Below are 21,728 nucleotides of genomic sequence, written 5' to 3' on the forward strand. Positions count from 1 at the left end.
TTCTGAGATATTTATTGATGATATATTGAAAAAATCCTTGATTTTCAAGGGAAAAAGACTTGACTAAATAGGGAGGATATTGTAAAAGGTAGATTTTATACGATGGAAGAAGTTCAGGAACAACTTGATAAAATGTTGCAGGAATAAATGATTTTGAGATAATAACTAGGTTATCATATGAGAGAGCCTATCGAAAATGAAGAATAATGCAGTATAATTATGACAAGGAGGCAGGCACATGGATGAAACTATAATTATTTATCATGGAAGTAATGCCATTGTGCAAAAACCTAAGATTCTGATCAACGGTCATTTAAAATATGCTCTTTCGAAGAAATGACAGAGGAATGGCTGGAGTTTGTGGTAAATTGCCGAAGAGGTAAGGAACATATATTTCTAAAGAGGCTTTCTGGGAATTGGTTAAATTCAAATACCCGACACATCAGATCGTTTTCTGCACGGAAGAAGCACTGAAAACATTACGTTTTGAAGGGAGCGAAAAGCTATGACAAACATATATTTCCCGGATGAAGAAATCAAGAAGAACGATGTGTATTTTATTTGTTATATGATTGAACGGGTCGCAAGAAAACTCCATCAGCGTAACAAGTATGTGGTCAATAAGATTGGCAAGGAGAAACTGGAACATTTGATTAGTGTAGCAGATGTTCTTCATGCGGAAAATCCTTTGGCAGTGGAAGATGACTGGATTAAAGAATATGATCTTGCGGAGGGAAATGTTGATGTTACTGCAGTAAATCCTGAATTGGTAACAATAATTCCCAGTGCAACTCAGATGGGGAAGGTCTATCAGAGGTTGGTTTACGATACGATGCAGCTGGAAGAATCCGAAGTGGAAGGAATTATTCGGGTTTATAATGATGAAATCTGTGATGTGATTGATAATTATAATTGCAGCGCTTATTATGAACCATCCTATGTAATTGCCAGAGCGTATCAGAATGGTGGGTTTTAAGAGTGAGAACAAAAAATTTATAATATGATCTGTGATAACCTGCACTTATCGGTTGAACAGGTAATGACAGAACTTGATATATCAAGAGCAACATCATGCTATATTTGACAGTGATAATTATCAGGAAGTATACAAAAGAGATCTGCTGGAAGAGGAGAAAGAGATTGCATAACCTCAAAAACAATGATATAATCGAGAAGTCTTTAAGGCAAATATAAAAGAAAGAGCACATGTCGTGTAAGGTGAGGAAATGTTTAATAGATAATTTGATTTAGGCAAAACACATAGTATAGAATAAGACCTGTGAAACGGGACTATTATTTGTGTATGCTCAGATTGAATTATCGCATTTTTCCTTATTTTTATCTTATGATAATAATATAGGCTTATTTTGCGGTTCTATTTTGCGTATGCATTATAGGACCGTTTGTTATTTACAGGCGAAGGGAGATTATATGGCTCAAATTAACGTATGTAATTTGACCTTCGCATATGAAGGCAGTTTTGATAAGGTATTTGATAACGTTTCTTTTTCCATAGATACAAATTGGAAACTTGGTTTTATAGGAAGAAATGGAAAGGGAAAAACTACTTTTTTAAATCTCTTACTTGGGAAATATGAATATAGTGGAAGTATCAGCAAAGGAATCGTGTGTGATTATTTCCCATACAAGATTTCAGTTGAAGATATGTCAAAAAATGCAGACGATTTGATGGAAAAATGGAAACCAGGTGTGGAGAATTGGCGTGTAATGTGTGAATTGTCAAATTTGGGAATCGATAACGAAATTTTGTATCGTCCTTTTTCGACACTTAGTTTGGGAGAAAGAACAAAGGTGATGTTAGCTGTGTTATTTTCTGGAGAGAATGATTTTTTATTGATCGACGAGCCTACTAATCATCTGGATAAGGATGCCAGAGAGATTATTAAAAAGTATCTCTCCAGTAAGAAGGGATTTATTTTGGTTTCACATGATAGAGATTTTTTAGATGCAAGCATTGATCATGTTCTGGTACTCAAGCGTGTTGGCATAGAAGTCCAGACCGGGAATTTTTCCAGTTGGTGGGAAAATAAAGAACGTGCTGATATGAATGCAAAAGCCGAAAATGAAAAACATCTAAAAGAAATACATAAGCTTAGGGAATCGGCAGACAGGTCAAAGCGTTGGGCTGAAAAAAACGAAGGAACGAAGATAGGTTTTGATCCGGTTAAAGAACACGATAGATTTCTTGGAACAAGGTCATATATTGGTGCGAAAACAAAAAAGATGCAAAGCAGAGTAAAATCTTTTGAAAAAAGAATTCTGAATGAGATTGAAGAAAAGGAAGGACTTTTGAATGAGATTGAAGAAATTACAGATTTAAAGCTCCAACCACTTACACATCATAAAGAAAGACTGATAGAATGTAAGGATTTTTCACTTTGTTACAAGGATGCCAAAGAGCCTTCTGTGAAAAATATATCGTTTGAAATAGTGCAGGGGGAAAGGGTGTTTTTAGATGGAAATAATGGGTGTGGAAAGTCAAGCCTTATAAAATCAATTTTGGCACAGGTAAACGGAAAAACTGAAAGAGAGTTGAACTATGAAACAACAGGAACTCTATTGGTAGTAAGCGGACTTAAGATTTCGTATATCAGTCAGGATACTTCTCATCTGAGAGGAACTTTGAAAGCTTATGCAGAAAAAAATGATATTGATTATACACTTTTACTATCACTTTTAAGACAACTTGATTTTTCAAGAGTACAGTTTGGTAAGGATATGATAGAATTTTCAGAGGGACAGAAAAAGAAGGTTCTGATGGCGTCCAGTCTGCTCACACCGGCACATATCTACATATGGGATGAGCCGCTGAATTATATTGATGTTTTTTCCAGAATGCAGATTGAAAAATTATTAATGCACTATGCCCCGACGATGTTGCTTGTAGAGCATGATGTTAAGTTTAAGGAAACGCTTTCTACTAAATTGGTGAAAATGTAGTTAATACTCAATAAAAATGATATTTCAAGATTTTATTCGTGAGTTTGGATAATGTGTCATAGCGCTACTGGACTATCTGTCCAACGACAACATGAATCAATCCAGCTTTCATGGGGAATACTTAAGAGTATTTATCAATGGAGGCAGAAGATATGAAAGGTACGTTTTATGGCTGGTATATGAAATGTCAGTCCGCTTCACAAACTCTGGCAGTGATTCCGGCAGTACACCAAAGTGGAGAGGAAAGCACCTGTTCGATTCAGATGATTACGGATCATGATGCCTGGAATGCTGTATTTCCGATAGAAATGTTTCGAAAACGGGGGAGGAATCTTTGGATTGGGGAAAACCAATTTGGTCAGAATGGTTTGCAGTTGAAGATACAAATACCCGGATTGACAGTAAATGGAAAACTGGATTTTGGTTCGCTTTCTCCGTTACGATATGATGTTATGGGACCGTTTGCTATGATTCCCTTTATGGAATGTCGCCACAATGTGTGGAGTATGAGACATATGGTAAATGGAACACTGTGCATCCAAGATCAGATTTTTCATTTTCAAAATGCAAGAGGTTACTGGGAGGGGGATAAAGGACGCTCATTTCCAAAGAAATATGCATGGACGCAATGCTTTTTTCCAGGTGGTTCGCTGATGCTGTCCGTGGCGGATATTCCTATGGCGGGAATTTGCTTTACCGGTGTTATTGGTGCTATTCTGTTCTACGGGAAGGAATATAGACTGGCTACTTATCTGGGAGCAAAAGTGGTACAGATTCAAAATGGGAAGATTCGAATTGTACAGGGCAACATGGAATTAGAAGTCCGTCTGCTGGAAAGAATAAAATGTTCCCTGAAAGCCCCGGTGGCCGGTAATATGGAAAGAACGATTCGGGAAGGAGCAGCCTGCAGAGCCTTGTACCGTTTTTACAAAAACGGAAGCCCTGTTTTTGCTTTTGAAACAGACAAAGCATCTTTTGAATATGAATATCCATCCTGAATTGTAAATCGAAATGTAACTGCTCCGCGTTATAACAATTATGATGCATAAGGGGAAATATAGTGGTATACTATATGTATGGGGAATGCTTCTATTGATGATGTTCAGTTTGAGGAGACGATTTCTACTAAATTGGTGAGCATGTAGTTCAAGAAACAGGCAGAAAACATTATAGTAAGGATAAGGTTTTACAATGGATTTACAGAGATTAACGATCGGACAGATGGCACAATTGAATCATATATCTGAGCAGACTCTACGCTTGTATGACAGAGAGGGACTACTCAAAGCACAGGAGGTGGATCCTGAAAGCGGCTATCGCTATTATCATATCCTGCAGTCAGCAAGAATTGACTTGATTCAGAATATGAAACGATACGGACTGACATTAAAGCAGATTAAGGATATGCTGGAAAATGATGATGCGGATGTGATCCGACAGAAACTGGAGAAGCAGTCGAAGGATATTGAAGATCGTCTTCAGCAGCTGACCAGAGTAAAAAGCTCCCTGAACCGGGTGCTGGATAATTATAAGAGATACGAAGCACTGCCGAAGAACGAACAGATATTCCTGGAGTATCAGTCAGAACGGCAGATCTACAGCTGTGAATGTGAACAGGACTTTTTTGAACAGGATGAGGCAGGATATGAGTATATGTTGCGCCAGTTAAAACAGCATCTTGTAAGTCATGACATTCCACTGTCATTATTCTGCAATATCGGAACGATTATCCGTAAGGAGAATCTGAAGCTTGGACGGCTTACTTCTAAAGAAGTGTTTCTGTTTGTAGATGAGCGCATGGATATAAAAGATTGCGAAAAGGTTCCGTCTGCGACCTATGTTTGTATGTGTTCCGGCGATTTTTCCCGGGAAGCGGAAAATGTAAGAACATTACTTACATATATCGACGACATGGGATATCAGATTGTCGGAGATTATCTCTGCGAGGCGATTATAGATTTTCCGGTTCTGGAAGAAAAAAAGCGGCATATATTCAGTAAGATTCAGATTCCGGTTATTTTATAACTGAACTTTTGACAAAAATAGTATTGACTTTATACTAACAATAACCACTATGATAATAATATAACAAAGAAACGAAAAACGGGATTATCATAGGAGGTATCAGTATGGATCGTAAAGTTAAGTATGTACAGTATGGATGTGGAAGAATGAGTCGCTGGCTTATGCGCTATGCGATGGAAAAAGGATGTGAACTGCTGGCAGCATTCGATATGAATCCGGCAGTGTTCGGCAAGGATGTCAGTGAGATTATTGGAAATGGATATCCGACTGTTGGAGTAAGCGTCTCTCCGGCAGCAGATGCTGAGCGGATCATCGGAGAGTTAAAGCCGGATGTATGTATCATTGCTACCCGGAGCACAGTGGCGGAGTTGGAAGATATCTTTACTATCTGTGCAAAGCACGGGGTAAATGCAATTACAACCTGTGAAGAAGCGCTGTATCCGTGGAATTCTTCACCGGCATTGACGAAGAAGCTGGATGCTCTTGCAAAAGAAGGTGGATGTACACTTACCGGTGTTGGCTACTGCGATCTCTTCTGGGGAACCATGGTAACAAATCTGATGGGTTCTTCCTTCCAGGTAAAGAAGATCGTAGGCAGTAGCTGGTATGATGTAGAAGATTATGGAATTGCATTGGCAGAAGGCCATGGAGCAGGTCTTTCTCTGGATGAATTTGAAGAGAAGATTGCGACCTGTAACAAATGGTCATCTGAGGAGATTAAGGAAAAGGTAGAAAGTGGAGAATACGTTCCATCTTATATGTGGAACCAGAATGGATGGCTTGCAAGCAAGCTTGGACTTACCATTACTTCTCAGACTCAGAAATGTGTTCCTTGTACATGGCCGACAGACCTGGAATCCAAAACACTGGGCACTACAATCAAAGCCGGTGATGCCACAGGAATGCGTGCAATCGTAACGACAGAGACGGCAGAAGGAATTACTCTGGAAACGGAATGTGTCGGCAAGGTATATGCACCGGAAGAATATGATAAGAATGAGTGGACATTGTACGGAGAACCAGATACAACAAGTATTGTCAATCGCCCGGCGACCGTTGAACTTACCTGTGCAACACTGGTTAACCGTATTGCGCAGCTGATCGATGCACCGGCAGGTTATGTTACAACAGATCAGTTTCCATATAATGAATACATGTTGAGACCAATCAATGAGTATGTAAAGACAAAATAAAGTATTGAACGAAATGAAGGTCGTTGCCCCATGGATGTTTTATTCATTCATGGGGCAATGGCCTTTATTTTATGACAAGTTTAGATAAGGTGGTAGATGGCATATGGAGCATGGTAAAAAAGGTCTGTTTGTGATATTCTATAAAAATAAAAGAGATTTTTCAATATATCAGGTATGATAAAGGAGAACGTTCATGCAGGTTTCAGACAAAATTATCAAGCCTTTAACAGAAACAAAATATCTAAATGCAGATAATGTCAGCAGATACCGTTGTATTATGCGTATTTTTTTCGAGCATTATGAGAAATTAAAATACTGGCTGTATCAGGAAGAAGTATATGAAGAAATGATTCGGAATCCGTTCTTTGCAGACTACAGACCGGAACAATGTCAGCAGGATCTGTCAATGCTGACCGAATGGAAGAACCTGAATACGATTCAAGACACGAAGAAAGTTGCTTCGATAGAGGAATTCAAGAATAAGAAATACCGGTATCAGATGTCAGAGTACAGTGTGGAGATAGAGCGACTGGTTATCCGGCTGGAAAATCTGTTTGTCGAAGGTGCATCTCTGGAGCCGACTTTGCTGGAACGGATCCGAAGAAATATCGGGCGCTTTCCGGAGATGGAAGGAAAAGATAAGAACGAGGTATATACATGGTGGACAGACCTGAATAATGATTTTGTGCGTTTGAATCAAAATTATCAGGATTATATCAGGGATCTGAACAGTGTCCGGGCAGAAGAGATGATGCATACAAAGGAATTCCTGGTCTTCAAGGACCGATTGATTGAATATCTGCGCAGTTTTATTAAAGGTCTGCAGAGAAATGTAGGTGTGATCGAGGAAAGCTTACGGTTGCTGGATGAAGAGATAAAAAATCACGTATTCGAAAAAGTAGTTGATTACGAGCTTTCCATTCCGAGAATGGACGTAGAAGTTTCGAAAGAAATGATTGAGCAGAAAATACAGGGGCGTTTTCAGAGTATCTATGACTGGTTCGTGGGAAGCGAAGGTAAGGAGAATGAAGCTGGCAAACTATTTGATGCGACCAATGATATCATTCGCAGGATCACGAGATACGCTGCACAGTTAAGTGAAAAAAATGCACTCGGTGCGAATCGGAAAGAAGAATACCGAAAGGTAGCGGAACTGTTTCTTCGATGTCAGGACGTAGAAGAGGCACATAAGATGTCGGCCATGGTATTCGGGATGGAATGCCCGCAGCATTTGGCTGGAGAACTGGTACGTGAGACAGACAGTATGAATATCGGAGTATATGAAGAACAGCCGTTAGAAATAGGATTAAAACCGCGTGTGCGTACATACAGAGAAAAATCCATGAGAAGTGCAATCCGTGAATCTGCAGAACAAAAGCAGGAAACAAGACGGAAAATGCTTGAGAAGCAAAGAGAAGAGATGGAAAAGCTCCGCAAGCTTGAAAAAGATGGAAAGATTGACTTTGCAGACCTGCCGGTGTTGGAACCCAGAATCAGAGAGATTCTTTTAAAATGGATTTCAGATGCGATGGAATCGGCGGATTTTTCTGCAAGAACAGATGACGGGAGAAGATACTTTTTAGATAGAAGCTGTGCAGAGGAAAAATGTGTTGTATACTGTGAGGACGGAAATTTCACGATGCCGAAGATGTCAATCGTATTTCAGGAGGAAGAATGATCATGAAGGAGATGGAAGTCCTTTTAAATAAAAGATGGATTTTAAAATCCAAAGACAAAGAAATGTATTATAAATTAAGAGATGCTCTGGGCGAACTGAGAAAATTTTCTACAGAGAAGATGGGATGCCAGATCATCGATAATTCGCTCCTGATTAAGATGGAAAAGATTCCTGTGATACCGGAAACATTCATGGGAATTCAGAAGTTCTCATCAAAAGAGGAATATGCTTATCTTTGCATCCTGCTTATGTTTCTGGAAGACCGGGATGCGCAGGAGCAATTCATATTATCACAGCTGACCGAATATATCACAGCGAACCTGCCGGGAGATATATCTGACTGGACGCTGTACACAAACCGGAGAAAACTGATCCGGGTGCTGAGGTATGCAGTAGACCAGGGAATTGTAGGGATTACAGATGGAAAAGATGAGGCATTCATGGACGATGAAGCGGGTGAAGTGCTTTATGAAAATACAGGCGCATCCAGATATTTTATGAAAAGTTTTTCGAAAGATATCATGGAGTACACGAAACCGGAAGATTTCCGGGAAAGCGACTGGTTCGAGGTGGATGAGGACCGTGGATTTGCGAGAAGACACAGAGTCTATAAAAGATTGATCTTTGCACCGGGCATGTACAAAATGGACGGTTCTCAGGAGGATTTTGAGTATTTAAAATATTACGGACGCAGACTAAGTGAAGAACTGGAACAGCTATTCGATTGCCACGTGCATATTCACAGAGGAAGCGCATTTTTACTGTCAGGAGAAGATTGTAGAATGGGAACGGTTTTTCCGGGAAATAATTCTATATCCGATATTTTACTGTTATGCTTTGGAGAAATACGAAAGAAGATCGAATCCGCTGAATGGAAGGCAGCCCAGGATGAAATGTGCCTGATTGACCGGATTGAATTTGAAAATATGATAAAAGAAGTAAAGCAGGAATATGGAAGTGGATTTTCAAAGAATTACCGTGAGATGCCGGAGGGTGAATTTGTCAGAAGTGTGATGGAAGAGATGGAATTGTGGATGTTTATAAGATGTGAAGATGCATCCCATCAGGTCAGAATCTGTCCGCTTACCGGAAAAATACAGGGAAGTTATCCGGAAGATTATGCAGGAGGAAGAAAAGATGAACAGTAGATGGCAGGCAAATAAAATCGGGCTGATTAATTTCTGGTATTATGACGAGCAGGAATTCCCTTTTGTAAAAGGAAGAATGCTGCTGCGCGGATCAAATGGATCAGGAAAATCAGTTACTATGCAAAGTGTGGTTCCGCTTCTTCTGGATGGAAATATGAGTCCCGAGCGACTGGATCCCTTCGGTTCCAGAGACCGTAAGATGAGCAGTTATCTTCTGGAAGAGGATGACGGGCGCGAAGAGCGGACTGGTTATCTCTATTTGGAATTTAAAAGACAGAACAGTGAGACTTATCTGACAATCGGAATGGGAATCCGTGCAAGAAGGGGAAAGAACCTAGATAAATGGTATTTCAGCCTGACCGATGGAAGAAGGGTCGGCAAAGATTTCTTCTTATACAGAGAAACCGGAGAAAAAGTAACATTGTCGAAAAAAGAACTGGAGAACCGAATTGGGGACGGCGGACGTGTGATTGACAGACAGGCAGATTATATGGAATATGTGAACCGCCAGATTTTTGGATTCGAGACTGCAGAAGAGTATAAAGAGATGGTAGATCTTCTGATACAGCTTAGAACACCGAAACTTTCCAAGGATTTTAAACCATCGGTGATCAATGACATCTTAAGTGATTCCCTGCAGCCGTTATCCGATGATGACCTGCGTCCGATGTCAGAAGCAATTGAAAATATGGATGCGATGAACATGAATCTGAAAAGCCGCAAGGAAGCAAAACAGGCGGCAGAAAAGATTCAGGCAGTATTTGTGAAATATAATCAGAAATTATTATATGAAAAAGCAGACCGATATGAACAGGCTAAGTCCAGATTGGAAAGTGCCAGGGCAGACAAAAGGGAACAGGAAAGAAAACTGGAAGAGTGTAGAAAGAAGATCGAAGAGCTGAAAAACGAACATCAGGAACTGGATACAAAGCGCGAAGCACTGGAAAAAGAACGTGAATCCCTGAATAAAAGCGATGCTGTTGCATTAAAACACAGAGAGGTAGAACTGACTGCAGAGCTGAAAACACAGGAGAAAAATTTGGAAGAAAAACAAAGGTATCTGGATTCTAAGCAAGAACAGTATCAGGATGCCCAAAACCAGATCAGAGCCGAAGAAGACCGAAAGTATGAGAAAGAAAAGGAACTGAAAGAACTCTTAGATATCATGCAGGATGAGGCAGATACCATGTCCTTTGAAGAGCATGCTTTTATGAAGGAAGAACTGGCAAAACATCTGGAAGAACCATATAAATTTGAACTGCATCAGCAGCAGTTTGACCATACAAAAGAGAAAATTAATGAAGGAACGGAGATCCTTGCAGAAACAGATCGTCTGGAACGCCAGAAAGAAGACTTGTTAAAAGAACGGGAAAAGCGAGTCCAGGAACTGGATACATTGCAGAGAAAAGTATCCGAGCTGGAAGCGGTATTTGTGCAGACACAGAATGAGTGGAAGGAAGCATTGTACCGGTGGAATGGCGTGAACCGGGAGCTGGTATTGGAAAAAGAACTTTTAAGAGAATTGAGCACCTTTGCTGATTCTTATGAAGTAAGATCAGATTTTGCAGAAGTACGTCAGAAAGTTGCAGATGTCTGGATCAAAGGAAATGCTGCGATAGAATCAGAACTTTCAGCAAACAAGACAGAGACAGAATATGCGGAAAACGAACTTGCAGAAGTAAAAGCAGAATTAATTGAATGGGAGAATCAAAGGGAGCCGCAGCCGGAACGTTCAGAAGCAGTCATCCGCAACAGACGGAGACTGGATGAACTGAAGATTCCGTATCAGGAATTTTATAAAGTTATTGAATTTGGAGAAAATCTGAAGGAAGAAGCCTGCAATCATCTGGAAGAAGCATTATTGAAGATGGGAATTCTGGATGCACTTGTAATCGATGAACAGTATAAAGAACAGGTATTGAAACAGGCAAAAGGGTGCGAAGATCATTATCTCTTCGTCGGACAGGCTGCACCTGGAAGAAGTCTTCTGGATATATTAGAACTGAATGAAGAAGTTAATGACATTTTCTCAAATCAGAGGCTGACCGGAATTCTCGGAAGTATTGCTTATGATAATGAAAGTGTTCTCTCAGTTGCGGAAGATGGAACCTATCATATGGGAGTGCTTACCGGAACAGTTACAGGAGAATACGAAGCAGGTTTCCTTGGAACGAAGGCGCGTGAAAAACAGAGACTTGCGAAGATGGAAGAGTGCAGACAGAGAATTGCTGATCTGGAAGAGAAACTTAGTCGGCTAGAGGAAGTGAAGGAAAGATTAAAAGTGAGAAAGGATACTCTCAGACAAGAATACGAAAATCTTCCAAAAGACTCCGATATGAGGGAAGCACTTCAGATGTTGATGGCAGAAGAAAGAGAATGCGAGCGGTTGAAACGGGAAGGTGAAAAAATAGAGGAACAGATTAAGGCGCTTTTGGAAATCCTGAAGGAAAAGAAAAAGAAGGCACTGGAAATCGCGGAAGCACTGTATTTGACCTGTTCTTATGAAGTGTTCAAAAAAGCAAAAGTGGCAGCAGAAGAATATGGAAAGCATCTGGTTGGTTTGGTGGCATCTCATGAGCTGTTTCTGAGAAGCCTGGAATATTTGCGGGAGCGTAATCTGAGACTGGAAGACCTTGATGTGGATATGGAACAGATTCGGTATGATCTGATCGAAATTCAAAAGGAGATCCGAAGAAAGAGAGAAGAACTTTCTTCTATTCAGGAACAGTTACGGCTGACCGATTACGAAGAAATTAAAGACAGACTGGATTACTGTATTACCTGGCTGCAGGCATATCCGAATCGCCTTCATGCATGTGCGGCCAGACAGACGCACGAAGAAGATGAGGCTGGACAGCTTACCACTAAACTGGAAGAAAGCCGGAAAAAGATAGAAGAGTATAATAAGAAAACAGAATACTTTGCAGACTGTTTCGAGATGGAGAAGAATCTTCATTATGTAGAACTTCCAGAGACGATTCCGGATGATGCCGGTCATATTCATGCATACCTGGAGTCCGATGTAAAAACGGTAGATAAGGACAGTGTGATACGTGATCTGAACAAGGTGTATTTTGAAAACAGGGGATTCCTGACTGACTATCAACTGATGCAAAATGAGCTGTTTGCAGAGGAGAATCAGTTAGAAGGTCCGGATGGATTTTCGGCAAAACGACTGGATATATCCGCAAGATACCAGGGAGTAAAGATATCATTTGCAAGTCTTTTAACTCATCTGGAGGAAGACATTCAGGAACTGGAAAATTTAATCAAAGACGGTGACCGGGAACTCTTTGAAGATATCCTGGCCAATACTGTGAGCAGAAAAATTCGTGGAAAGATCAATGCTTCCAATATGTGGGTGCAGAAGATGAATTCCTTAATGAATGGCATGAACACTTCCAGCGGATTGAAACTCAGCCTCAGATGGAGAAGTAAAACAGCGGAACGGGAAGACCAGTTGGATACGAAAGAACTGGTAGAATTACTGAAGAAAGATTATCGTCTGATGAGCGAAGACGAGGCCTCCAGACTATCTGCACATTTTCGTTCGAAGGTGGCAGAAGCCAGAAGAAATGCAAGAGACAGTGCGGGCATGGTATCTTTCTATCAAATTATGAAGGATACACTGGATTACCGTAAATGGTTTGAATTCCAGTTGTTTTCACAGAAGAGTGGAGAGCGGCAGAAGGAGTTGACAAACAGCGTGTTTGGAACATTTAGTGGAGGCGAAAAAGCCATGTCCATGTATGTGCCGCTGTTCTCGGCAGTTGTGGCGAAATATCAGGGCGGAAGAGAAGATGCACCAAGATTGATCTCATTGGATGAAGCATTTGCAGGAGTTGATAATCGGAATATCCGTGATATGTTCCGTCTGATGACAGAGTTCCAGTTTGATTTTATTATCAATTCACAGGTGTTGTGGGGCGACTGCGATACGCTGGATGCACTGGCAATCTATCAGCTGATTCGTCCGGAAAATGCGAAATTCGTAACTGTAATGCCGTATCTGTGGAACGGGCATAAGAAAGAATTGTTAGAACATGAAGATGAAGTAGAACAGAGAGGGGCAGAGATTGAGCAGTCAGAAGGAATGTGAAAAAATCAGAAAAGATTGTCTGGCATATTTTCGCCAGAGCCCGGTCTGGAAAAAGGTACTCACCGGGTTTCGTGAAAAGTATAGCTCTTACGGTAGATTTGGAGGGAAAGTGGTTCTGAAAAATCTGAAAATGCAGGATATCGATGAACTGGAAGGATTCTTTGGACAAAATTTTCATGGTCAAAAAAGTGTTACAGTCTCTGCTGAAAAATTTAGACAGGCACTGGAAAACAGCAGATATAGAGACGTAACGCCGGAGTATCTGCTGGAAATGTTTTTTGGAGAACCACTGATCGGGAAGCAGGAGCAAAAAGTTTTGCGGGAACTGAAAAAACAGGAAATCTTACAGAAATTCCTCGAAGACTTTGAAGGGACTCCTGCAAAAGCACAGGTAAAGAATTTACAGGAGATTATCAAAGACAGTGAAAATCAGAAGCTGGCGGATTGGAACCGGATGCTGCGGCTTGGAGCAGAAATTTATAATCATCTGCCATATCGCCAGAACAGGAACATGTACCTGGCAGTGTTCGCAGCAATACTGACGGGAAATCCACATGCGTTTGACCAGGGAACAACGGAAGGAACATTGCTTTATCAGGTGATACAGATGGATATGGAGGTGCGGGGGATTACGGTAGAGTCATCCGACATATTCCCGGCTTATAAACGGCAGAAAAGTTACCTGATGGCAGGCATTATGCTGGACGATATCTCCAATTATGCCATGTTATTTCGGGTACAGGCGGTAAAAAGTGATGGAAGCCTTCATAAAGGAATGGAAGGATTTGCAGCGGAAGATCATATTGTACAGGTTCCGCTTGCAGTTATTACCGGGTGGAAAGAAATTCGTTGCCCGCAGAAAGAAATTTACATTGTGGAAAATCCGTCTGTCTTTGCGATGTTATGTGCAAAAGAGGAAGATGGAATCGGAAAATCTTACATGTGCATGAATGGGCAGCCAAGGCTTGCGGGATTAATGGTATTGGATTTACTTGCAAAAGCAGATACCAGAATATATTATGCGGGAGATCTGGACCCGGAAGGACTACTGATCGCACAGAAACTATCACATTATTATAGAGGAGAGTTCCACTACTGGCATATGGAAGTATCCGATTATGAAAAATGCAGATCCGGAGAAGAGATATCACCGAAGAGGATGAAAATACTGGAGCGGATATCGGATGAAAGATTAAAACCAGTTGCAAAAGAAATTGAGAAATATGGAACAGCAGGATATCAGGAGATGATAATAGATGAGACTTGAAGAATTTTTAGAACAAAATATATTGCTGACTGACGGAGCAATGGGAACTTATTATAATCAGAAATACCCGGGAGACATGGAAGCAGAAGAGGCCAATCTAAAATATCCGGAGCGGATTGCTTCTATTCACAAGGAGTATATCGAAGCGGGAGCAAAGTTGATCCGTACAAATACATTTGCAGTCAATCATACATTATTCCCGGACAGGAATATTTGTGAAAAAGTAATCTGTGCAGCACTGAACATAGCGAAGCAGGCTGTTTCGGAAAGTGGCAAAGATGTTGCGATTGCTGCATCGATCGGTCCGATTCATGAAAACAGAGAAGATGAGGGTGAAGCCATTTGGGAGGAATACTGTTCAATCATCAATCTGTGTCTGAAGCAGGGGATCCATAATTTTGTATTTGAGACATTTTCTGATCCGAAATGGATTGGAAGATTGTCCGAATATTGTAAGGAAAAATGTGCCCATGCTTTTGTTATCGCACAGTTCTCAGTGAATCCGATGGGGTATACCGGAGATGGGTACAGTGTCCATGAGCTGATTCGCTGTATGGAGAAAATTTCCGCATTGGATGCATATGGATTCAACTGTGGTGTCGGCGGCGCCCATTTAAAGAAATTGCTGCAAAAGGAATCTTTCGGCCGAAATACAATGTTGAGTGTTCTGCCAAATGCCGGTTATCAGCATGAATTAAGAGGACGGATGCGCTACAAAGATAAGCCGGACTATTATGCAAAGCATATGGAAGAACTGGTATCTCTTGGGGCGAATATTATTGGGGGATGTTGTGGGACAACTCCGGATCATATTCGGGTTCTGAATGAGATGCTCAAGGGAAAATCAGTCTGTGAGAAAAAGGTTTTCTCTGAAAAAAATGATCCGGAGCAGACATCAGAGATTACATATTTGACGCCATTCATGGAGAAATTAAATGCCGGAGAGAAAGTTTTTGTCGTTGAACTGGATGCACCATTTGATGCAAAGACAGAAAAGTTCCAAAAAGGTGTTTATGCATTAAAAGATAGTGGAGTAGATATCATTACTGTGTCAGAATCTCCGCTTGCCAGAGCGAGAGCAGACGCGTCTCTGCTGGCGGTTTATGGTAAAAATATTGCCGATGTACAGATCATGCCGCATGTGGCAATGCGTGACCGCAACCTGATCGGACTTCGCGCTGAGGTACTCGGTGCACATGTGAATGGGATCAGAGATCTGCTTGTAATTACCGGAGATCCGGTAGGAAGAGATGACAGAGGGAAGATTACAGGTGTATTCGATATGAATTCCATTCGTTTTATGGATTATCTGAAACATATGAATGAGGAAGTGTTTGGTAATTATCCGATGTATTATGGCGGCGCGCTGAACTATGATGGTCCGAATATCGATGCAATTATTTCGAGAATGTTGAAAAAAATGGAAGCAGGATGCTCTTATTTCCTCACACAGCCGATTTTTTCAGCAGGAGACATTGAGAGAATCTGTGAACTAAAGGAAAAGACGGGAGCAAAGATTATCTGTGGAATCATGCCGATCGTGAGTTATCGGAATGCGCTGTTCATGCAAAATGAGATGCCGGGAATACATATCGATGATGCAGTCGTGGCTAAATATAAGCCGGATATGAGCAGAGAAGACGCGGAAAAGGTTGCGATTGAGATTTCAGCAGGGATTGCTGAGAAATTAGCAGATATTGCAGACGGATACTATATTATGACACCATTTCACAGAGTAGAACTGGTTGTAAAAATAATGGATATGATACGGACAATTACTAAAGTGTAAGTTCCATTTTTACATGAGGAATCCCTTCATCCAGAAATTCATCTGAACAAATAACAAAACCTTCGCGTTCATAAAATCCGATGGCATGGCACTGTGCTTCGATATAGATCTTTTTTGCATGCATTTGTTCTCGGATAATACGAATACTGTCTTTTAGAATTTTTCCTCCAAGTCCAATCCCGTGTTGAATTGACAGGACTCTGCCCATATGAACAACTGTAGGATTGACGGACTTTGGAAATGCTCTGGTATAAGCCAATACTTTACCATCAGATTCATAAAAAATGTGTAGACTGGAGTAATCTTTGTTGTCCAGATCCTGAAAAGCGCATTTCTGTGCGACGACAAAGATTTCAGCTCTGGCCCTTAGAATTTCGTATAACTCCGTAGTAGATAATTCATTAAAATATTTTGAAACAAGATTCATAGCGATAATCTCCATAAGTATAAGTTATTGTACATTTTTTATATTTTCAGTATATGTTAATAATCGTTCCAGCAAATTTTTATCATTTCTGATAGATTGAACTAATAAAAATAAATCCGGTTCATCTTTAGAAGAAATGGTTATGGTAGTGGCATTTTTGTCATCAGTATTACCATATAAATACTCGATTGAGCTGTTGAAGGCCTGTGCGATGAAAGCAACTGTTTGATAGGAAGGTTCGCGCTCACCACTTTCATATCTTCCGTAGCCCATTGCAGACATGTTTAGCATGCGGGCAGCGGCAGCTTTGCTGATTCCAAGTGATTGGCGTAACGAAATTAATCTTTCGGGAATAAAATTCATAATAATGAGTCTCCTTGTTGACAATAACCATTGGTTAATATAATATGTAATTAACCGTTGGTTATATTTTATAATACAGATGTAAAATATGCAAGAGAAAGAAAAGTATAAGATTAATTATTCTGGAGAAAATGTTATGGCTACAATACTTGTGGATTATGAAAATGTATGTGCTTCCAATGGTCTTAAGGGTGTGGATGCACTTAGTGTGGATGACGTATTAATTATTTTCTATAGTGATTCATGTAGAAAAATCAGATATGATTATATGCAATCTATAAATGATTCGGGGTGTGAGTTTCGTATCGTAAAGTTGAAAAATCCCGGTAAGAATGCTTTAGATTTTTATATTGCTGCAGAATGTGGAATGTTGAAGGAGCGGGGAGAAAAACAGCTTGCTATCATTAGCAATGATAAGGGATTTCAGGCTGTTTTGGATTATTTTGATGTAAATGATTCAAGATCAGATGTACAGTTTGTGAAGGCGCGAAATATTGAGAGTGCTTTTATCATGTTGAATGCGCCGGAAAATGCAGAGCGGAGAACGGAACTAAAGAGAAGATCCACCATGTTGGATTTGGAAGCAGAGCATGCAAGGACAGAAGAACGCAATGTTATGAAGAACCGATTGAAGGAAGCATTAGAAGGAACAGAATATGAAAACAGGGCTTCAGAAATTATTGATTTTATAGAAAATAAGAGGGCGGATGGGAGAAAAAGTCTTTATACCGGTTCGTTGCATTCATTTGGCAGATGCGCAGGTACGGATATTTATCGGATTGTGAAACAGATTATGTAGCTATACTGTGCGGTTCCCATACAGTGTAAAGAATGAAACGAAAATGCAAGAAAACAAACAGCAAAAAACAGATAAAATATTGACACCGAATACGACACCACATATAATGAAAAGGAGTAAAGAATGTCAAAATGGGATAAACTAATAAGACGTATATGTACATTATCAAAAGATCTCCGGTTTGATGAACTGAGAAAGGTATTGGAAAGCTATGGGTACGAGATAGATTCTCCAAGGGGCGGAAGTAGTCATTGCACATTTAGAAAACATGGATGTCACCCTATTACAATACCGAAGCATGAACCAATTAAGAAAGTGTATGTAGAAATGGTAAAAGAGATCGTAGAGAGTGAGGCAAAGAACAATGAAAACGCTGAATGATTACATGAAAATGTCATATCGCATGGAGATTATAGAGGATAAAGAGGAAGGAGGTTTTATTGTTTCATATCCAGATCTTCCAGGTTGCATTACTTGTGGTGAAACAGTGGAAAGTGCTGTGGAGAATGCATTAGATGCAAAAATAACATGGCTCAAAACTGCGTTGAAAGAAGGAATAGAGATTTATGAGCCTGACAATTTGGAAGGTTATTCGGGACAATTTAAGCTACGAATACCACGTAGTTTGCATAGATCGTTGGCAGAGCATTCCAGAAGGGAAGGCATAAGCATGAATCAGTATTGTGTATATCTTTTATCTAAAAATGATGCTGTATATTCCAAATAAGGATTTTGTGATAAGAGAAAATATTGTTTAAATTGTATGTGGAAGAGTTTGCTTTCAGCACAAATGGGGCTTGGAAATCTGGTATTTTGATATGCTGGGTTTCGAGCTCTTTATATATGCTTGATCATTGAGAAAACAATTCCTATAAACGAAAGGAAGAATAAATGTGCAAAAGAATAAAGAGAATTCTTTTATAGAAGGTTCTGTTTTTACAAGTTTAGTCAAATTTGCTCTACCTGTACTGGGGGCTCTGATTTTGCAGGCGGCTTATGGTGCGGTTGATCTGCTGGTTGTTGGACAATTTGGAGATCCGGCCAGTATATCTGCAGTAGGAACTGGAAGTGCTTTTATGCAGATGATTACATTTATAGTTACGAGTCTGGCGATGGGATCGACTGTCATAATTGGACAGCACATTGGTGAAAAGAAGCCGAAAGAGAGCGGTAATGCCATCGGGACTACAATTGTACTGTTTGTAGCGATAGGGATTGTGTTGACCATTATTCTGGAGAATTTTGCAGGAAATCTTATGACAATTCTTCAAGTGCCGGAGGCATCCTATGAGAAAGCCATAATCTATGTCCGTATATGTTCCGGAGGAATTTTGGTTATTATTGCATATAATGTTATCAGTGGCATTCTCCGTGGAGTAGGTAATGCCAACCTTCCGTTTCTTTTTGTGGGTATTGCATGTGTTGTGAATATTCTGGGAGATTTGTTATTTGTGGGTGGCTTCCATATGGATGCGGCTGGTGCTGCGCTTGCGACAGTTCTGGCACAGCTTGTGTCTGTAATAGCGTCGCTTTTTGTGCTCCGAAGGCAAAAGCTCCCGGTTTCTTTTTCACTGCAGCAATGTCGGATATATAAAGTGGAACTAAAGAAGATATTAAATATAGGTATTCCTATTGCGATTCAGGAAACTATGGTACAGATTTCATTTCTTGTGATAAATACTACGATTAATCACATGGGACTTATGCAGTCTGCCGGTTACGGTGTTGCTCAGAAAATAATATCTTTTATTATGCTAATTCCGTCCTCTGTAATGCAGACAGTTTCGGCATTTGTTGCACAAAATATAGGGGCCAGGAAGTATGAAAGAGCCAGTAGAGGTTTTTTTACTGCCATTGTTACAGGCTGTACGCTTGGAATATTTATTTTTTTAATTGGTTTTTTTGAAGGAGGATTGTTGTCTTCTTTGTTTACAGACAATGCTCAGGTTATCGAGCAGAGTGCTCTTTATCTAAAAGGGTTCTCCAGTGACTGTATTCTGACATGTATCCTGTTTAGCAGTATCGGGTACTTCAATGGATGCGGAAAAAGTATTCCAGTCATGATTCAGGGAATTTCTTCTGCGTTTTTGATTCGCATTCCTGCATCTATTTTTTTTGCCGGATTACCGGATACATCTTTGATGATGGTGGGACTCGCGGCACCAATAACAACAGTTTATGGAATTTTCTTTTTCCTGATTTGTTTTGTATGGCTTCGATATAGTCGCAGAAAAGAGGACAGACATTGATGAATAAATCAATGCGCTGTCCTCTTCAATTGAAATCATATGATTTACGATCTTAGATGTTTTATTTTTTCAGATATTTCACGCAACTCTTCTTTGTCAAGTTCCGGAAGTCTTTCCAGCTTATCCATAAACAGGGTAAGTGCGTCGTTTTCCTGGCTTTTTATTTTTACCTGATGATAGGTGACTACTGTACTCGTAATGATTGCTATCATGCCGATAGAATAGATGGAAAGCAGTATGCTGAGAAACTTCCCGATTTTGGTGACTGCAACAAGTTCTCCGAAACCGATCGTTGTCACAAGTTCAAAGCAGTACCACAGAGCTTGCCCATAGGTTTCAAATACTGTTTCGTGCCTGTATATAACAAAGGCGAATGCAAAGAATACCAGAAAATACAAGGTAAGAGTTTCAAAAAAGTGAGTTCGTTTTAATACGATGCTTAGTGCGTTGTTAGGCTTTTTTTTCATGCTTTTTACTCCTTGTTACCTGATTGGAAAGTATTGCCGCTAGAAAAATCCACACGCCCATCTGAACAGGAAAACACAGGAACAGAAGACAGGTAACTGCCAGTGGTTTCCTGAGGGACACACTTAAGGTGGCGGCTGTGGTTATTGCAGCTGCAAATGTTGCATGGGCAGCATCCAGTGGAAATGTCAGTAGTGAGATGCCATATCCCAGGCAGACGGCTGAAAAGATAACCGGGAAAAAATGTCCGCCTTTGAGACCCATGTGAATACACATATTTGTTATTAAAATCTTCAGAAAAGCGATTCCTATCATGGCGAGCGGAGCGTACTCCGCATAGTCAGTCATAAGGATAGCCATCTGACTTTCACCGGAAAATTGAACAACCGGAAGATATGTAACAACACATCCGAGAATTAATCCGGCCAGAATCTCACTTAAAACAGGCGGTATGATTTTGGAGAGTTTTTCCATCCATATTTCTGACTTTTCAAAGAAAAGGCCAAGGAGGACGCCGCTGATGAGGTAGACGATCATCATAGCCAGATCCCATCTGTTCGGCTGTACGCCTTCGAAGCTTGGAAATCCTTCTGAGACTTTTCCAAAATAATGGTTGCATAAAGTCATGCTTCCAAGCGAAGATACAATTGCAATTCCGTATACAAGAAGCTTTGAATTTCGGTCAGGTTTTTCATTCTCATTTGTCGTAGGTTCATCCTCGTTTTCAACGGCAGAAAAGAATCCGAACAGAGGAGAGTAAAAGAGAACTGACAATGAAACTGCCATGCCGACTTTGGAATATAGGTTGGCATTTTCTTTTGCAAACTTAAGATTTTCATTTACCCAGCATCCAAGAGCAACTATTACTCCTATCATTCCGGCTTCCGGTCCCACGCTGCTGCCGAAAATCAGTGGAAGTGCAGCTGCAATGAGTAAAACAACAATTTTACGGTACGGATAGGTTCCGGTTTTCTTTACTGTTCCGATTACCACATTCATTGGTTGAGGATAATCCCCAAAGTGCTTTCTGAACACACCGATGATAGCACCACCCAGTGTACATACTGCGACAGGATACCAGACAGGGGCATCAATCATTCCCGGCAGTCTGTCCCATAAAAGTTCCGTCCCGAAGTGAATAATCCTTAGAAATATCCATAGAACGGCACCGGAAACGGCGCCAAGGAGAGCGCAGAAAAGTATTAGTTTTAACGTGTTTGAGGTTTTTGTTTTTTCCATATGATTATAATCCTTATCTCATTATT

18 protein-coding genes are annotated in these 21,728 nt (G+C 40.3%); 14 read left to right on the forward strand and 4 right to left on the reverse strand.

What is annotated here, in order from left to right; all coding sequences use genetic code 11:
- Nucleotides 1-505: 505 nt before the first annotated feature.
- From ACQRCC_RS12000 to ACQRCC_RS12045, 10 genes are all read left to right on the forward strand, one after another.
- Nucleotides 506-976: a hypothetical protein gene (locus tag ACQRCC_RS12000; protein ID WP_427851018.1), complete on the forward strand. Its 471-nt coding sequence runs from the start codon at nucleotides 506-508 to the stop codon at nucleotides 974-976.
- Between the two features lie 455 nt (nucleotides 977-1,431).
- Complete coding sequence (gene abc-f / locus ACQRCC_RS12005; protein WP_427851019.1) at nucleotides 1,432-2,961, forward strand: ribosomal protection-like ABC-F family protein; 1,530 nt, start codon at nucleotides 1,432-1,434, stop codon at nucleotides 2,959-2,961.
- A gap of 152 nt (nucleotides 2,962-3,113) precedes the next feature.
- Complete coding sequence (locus tag ACQRCC_RS12010; RefSeq protein ID WP_427851020.1) at nucleotides 3,114-3,959, forward strand: tocopherol cyclase family protein; 846 nt, start codon at nucleotides 3,114-3,116, stop codon at nucleotides 3,957-3,959.
- Between the two features lie 193 nt (nucleotides 3,960-4,152).
- Nucleotides 4,153-4,986, forward strand: coding sequence for a MerR family transcriptional regulator (locus ACQRCC_RS12015; RefSeq protein ID WP_427851021.1), 834 nt, complete (start codon nucleotides 4,153-4,155; stop codon nucleotides 4,984-4,986).
- Between the two features lie 104 nt (nucleotides 4,987-5,090).
- Complete coding sequence (locus ACQRCC_RS12020) at nucleotides 5,091-6,179, forward strand: dihydrodipicolinate reductase (protein WP_427851022.1); 1,089 nt, start codon at nucleotides 5,091-5,093, stop codon at nucleotides 6,177-6,179.
- A 193-nt stretch (nucleotides 6,180-6,372) separates the two neighbouring features.
- Nucleotides 6,373-7,857: a TIGR02677 family protein gene (locus ACQRCC_RS12025; protein WP_427851023.1), complete on the forward strand. Its 1,485-nt coding sequence runs from the start codon at nucleotides 6,373-6,375 to the stop codon at nucleotides 7,855-7,857.
- Nucleotides 7,858-7,859: 2 nt separating this feature from the next.
- Complete coding sequence (locus ACQRCC_RS12030) at nucleotides 7,860-9,005, forward strand: TIGR02678 family protein (RefSeq protein ID WP_427851024.1); 1,146 nt, start codon at nucleotides 7,860-7,862, stop codon at nucleotides 9,003-9,005.
- Entirely contained in the window at nucleotides 8,995-13,104 is a 4,110-nt protein-coding gene (locus ACQRCC_RS12035; RefSeq protein WP_427851025.1) for a TIGR02680 family protein, read from the forward strand. The genes ACQRCC_RS12030 and ACQRCC_RS12035 overlap by 11 nt, the downstream gene beginning before the upstream one ends.
- Nucleotides 13,082-14,371, forward strand: a complete 1,290-nt coding sequence (locus ACQRCC_RS12040; protein WP_427851026.1) for a TIGR02679 domain-containing protein — start codon at nucleotides 13,082-13,084, stop codon at nucleotides 14,369-14,371. Before ACQRCC_RS12035 ends, ACQRCC_RS12040 begins: the two co-directional genes overlap by 23 nt.
- Nucleotides 14,361-16,160 carry a bifunctional homocysteine S-methyltransferase/methylenetetrahydrofolate reductase gene (locus ACQRCC_RS12045; RefSeq protein ID WP_427851027.1) on the forward strand — a complete coding sequence of 600 codons (1,800 nt, stop codon included), beginning with the start codon at nucleotides 14,361-14,363 and terminating at the stop codon, nucleotides 16,158-16,160. Before ACQRCC_RS12040 ends, ACQRCC_RS12045 begins: the two co-directional genes overlap by 11 nt.
- Here the strand turns inward: ACQRCC_RS12045 and ACQRCC_RS12050 are convergent.
- Together ACQRCC_RS12050 and ACQRCC_RS12055 are read right to left on the reverse strand one after the other, a co-directional pair.
- Nucleotides 16,150-16,587: a GNAT family N-acetyltransferase gene (locus tag ACQRCC_RS12050; RefSeq protein ID WP_427851028.1), complete on the reverse strand. Its 438-nt coding sequence runs from the start codon at nucleotides 16,585-16,587 to the stop codon at nucleotides 16,150-16,152. The two genes, ACQRCC_RS12045 and ACQRCC_RS12050, sit on opposite strands and share 11 nt — an antisense overlap.
- A 24-nt stretch (nucleotides 16,588-16,611) precedes the next feature.
- Nucleotides 16,612-16,950 (reverse strand): helix-turn-helix domain-containing protein, encoded by a 339-nt coding sequence (locus ACQRCC_RS12055; RefSeq protein WP_427851029.1) that lies wholly within the window; start codon nucleotides 16,948-16,950, stop codon nucleotides 16,612-16,614.
- 136 nt (nucleotides 16,951-17,086) lie between these two features.
- On the opposite strand from ACQRCC_RS12055, the gene ACQRCC_RS12060 reads away from it, so the two are divergent.
- The 4 genes from ACQRCC_RS12060 to ACQRCC_RS12075 all read left to right on the forward strand — a co-directional run bounded on the left by ACQRCC_RS12060 (nucleotide 17,087) and on the right by ACQRCC_RS12075 (nucleotide 19,998).
- A complete protein-coding gene (locus ACQRCC_RS12060) occupies nucleotides 17,087-17,749 on the forward strand; it encodes a PIN domain-containing protein (RefSeq protein WP_427851030.1) in 663 nt (220 codons plus the stop codon).
- 123 nt (nucleotides 17,750-17,872) lie between these two features.
- Nucleotides 17,873-18,130, forward strand: coding sequence for a type II toxin-antitoxin system HicA family toxin (locus tag ACQRCC_RS12065; protein WP_427851031.1), 258 nt, complete (start codon nucleotides 17,873-17,875; stop codon nucleotides 18,128-18,130).
- Nucleotides 18,114-18,476: a type II toxin-antitoxin system HicB family antitoxin gene (locus tag ACQRCC_RS12070; RefSeq protein ID WP_427851032.1), complete on the forward strand. Its 363-nt coding sequence runs from the start codon at nucleotides 18,114-18,116 to the stop codon at nucleotides 18,474-18,476. The genes ACQRCC_RS12065 and ACQRCC_RS12070 overlap by 17 nt, the downstream gene beginning before the upstream one ends.
- Before the next feature lie 166 nt (nucleotides 18,477-18,642).
- Nucleotides 18,643-19,998 (forward strand): MATE family efflux transporter, encoded by a 1,356-nt coding sequence (locus tag ACQRCC_RS12075; protein WP_427851033.1) that lies wholly within the window; start codon nucleotides 18,643-18,645, stop codon nucleotides 19,996-19,998.
- 44 nt (nucleotides 19,999-20,042) lie between these two features.
- On the opposite strand, the gene ACQRCC_RS12080 is transcribed toward ACQRCC_RS12075, so the two are convergent.
- Both ACQRCC_RS12080 and ACQRCC_RS12085 read right to left on the reverse strand, forming a co-directional pair.
- Nucleotides 20,043-20,465, reverse strand: a complete 423-nt coding sequence (locus tag ACQRCC_RS12080) for a potassium channel family protein (protein WP_427851034.1) — start codon at nucleotides 20,463-20,465, stop codon at nucleotides 20,043-20,045.
- Nucleotides 20,449-21,702, reverse strand: a complete 1,254-nt coding sequence (locus ACQRCC_RS12085) for a chloride channel protein (RefSeq protein ID WP_427851035.1) — start codon at nucleotides 21,700-21,702, stop codon at nucleotides 20,449-20,451. The genes ACQRCC_RS12080 and ACQRCC_RS12085 overlap by 17 nt, the downstream gene beginning before the upstream one ends.
- Between the last annotated feature and the right edge of the window lie 26 nt (nucleotides 21,703-21,728).

Source organism: Sporofaciens sp. SGI.106 (assembly GCF_050314255.1).
Taxonomy (GTDB): domain Bacteria; phylum Bacillota; class Clostridia; order Lachnospirales; family Lachnospiraceae; genus Claveliimonas.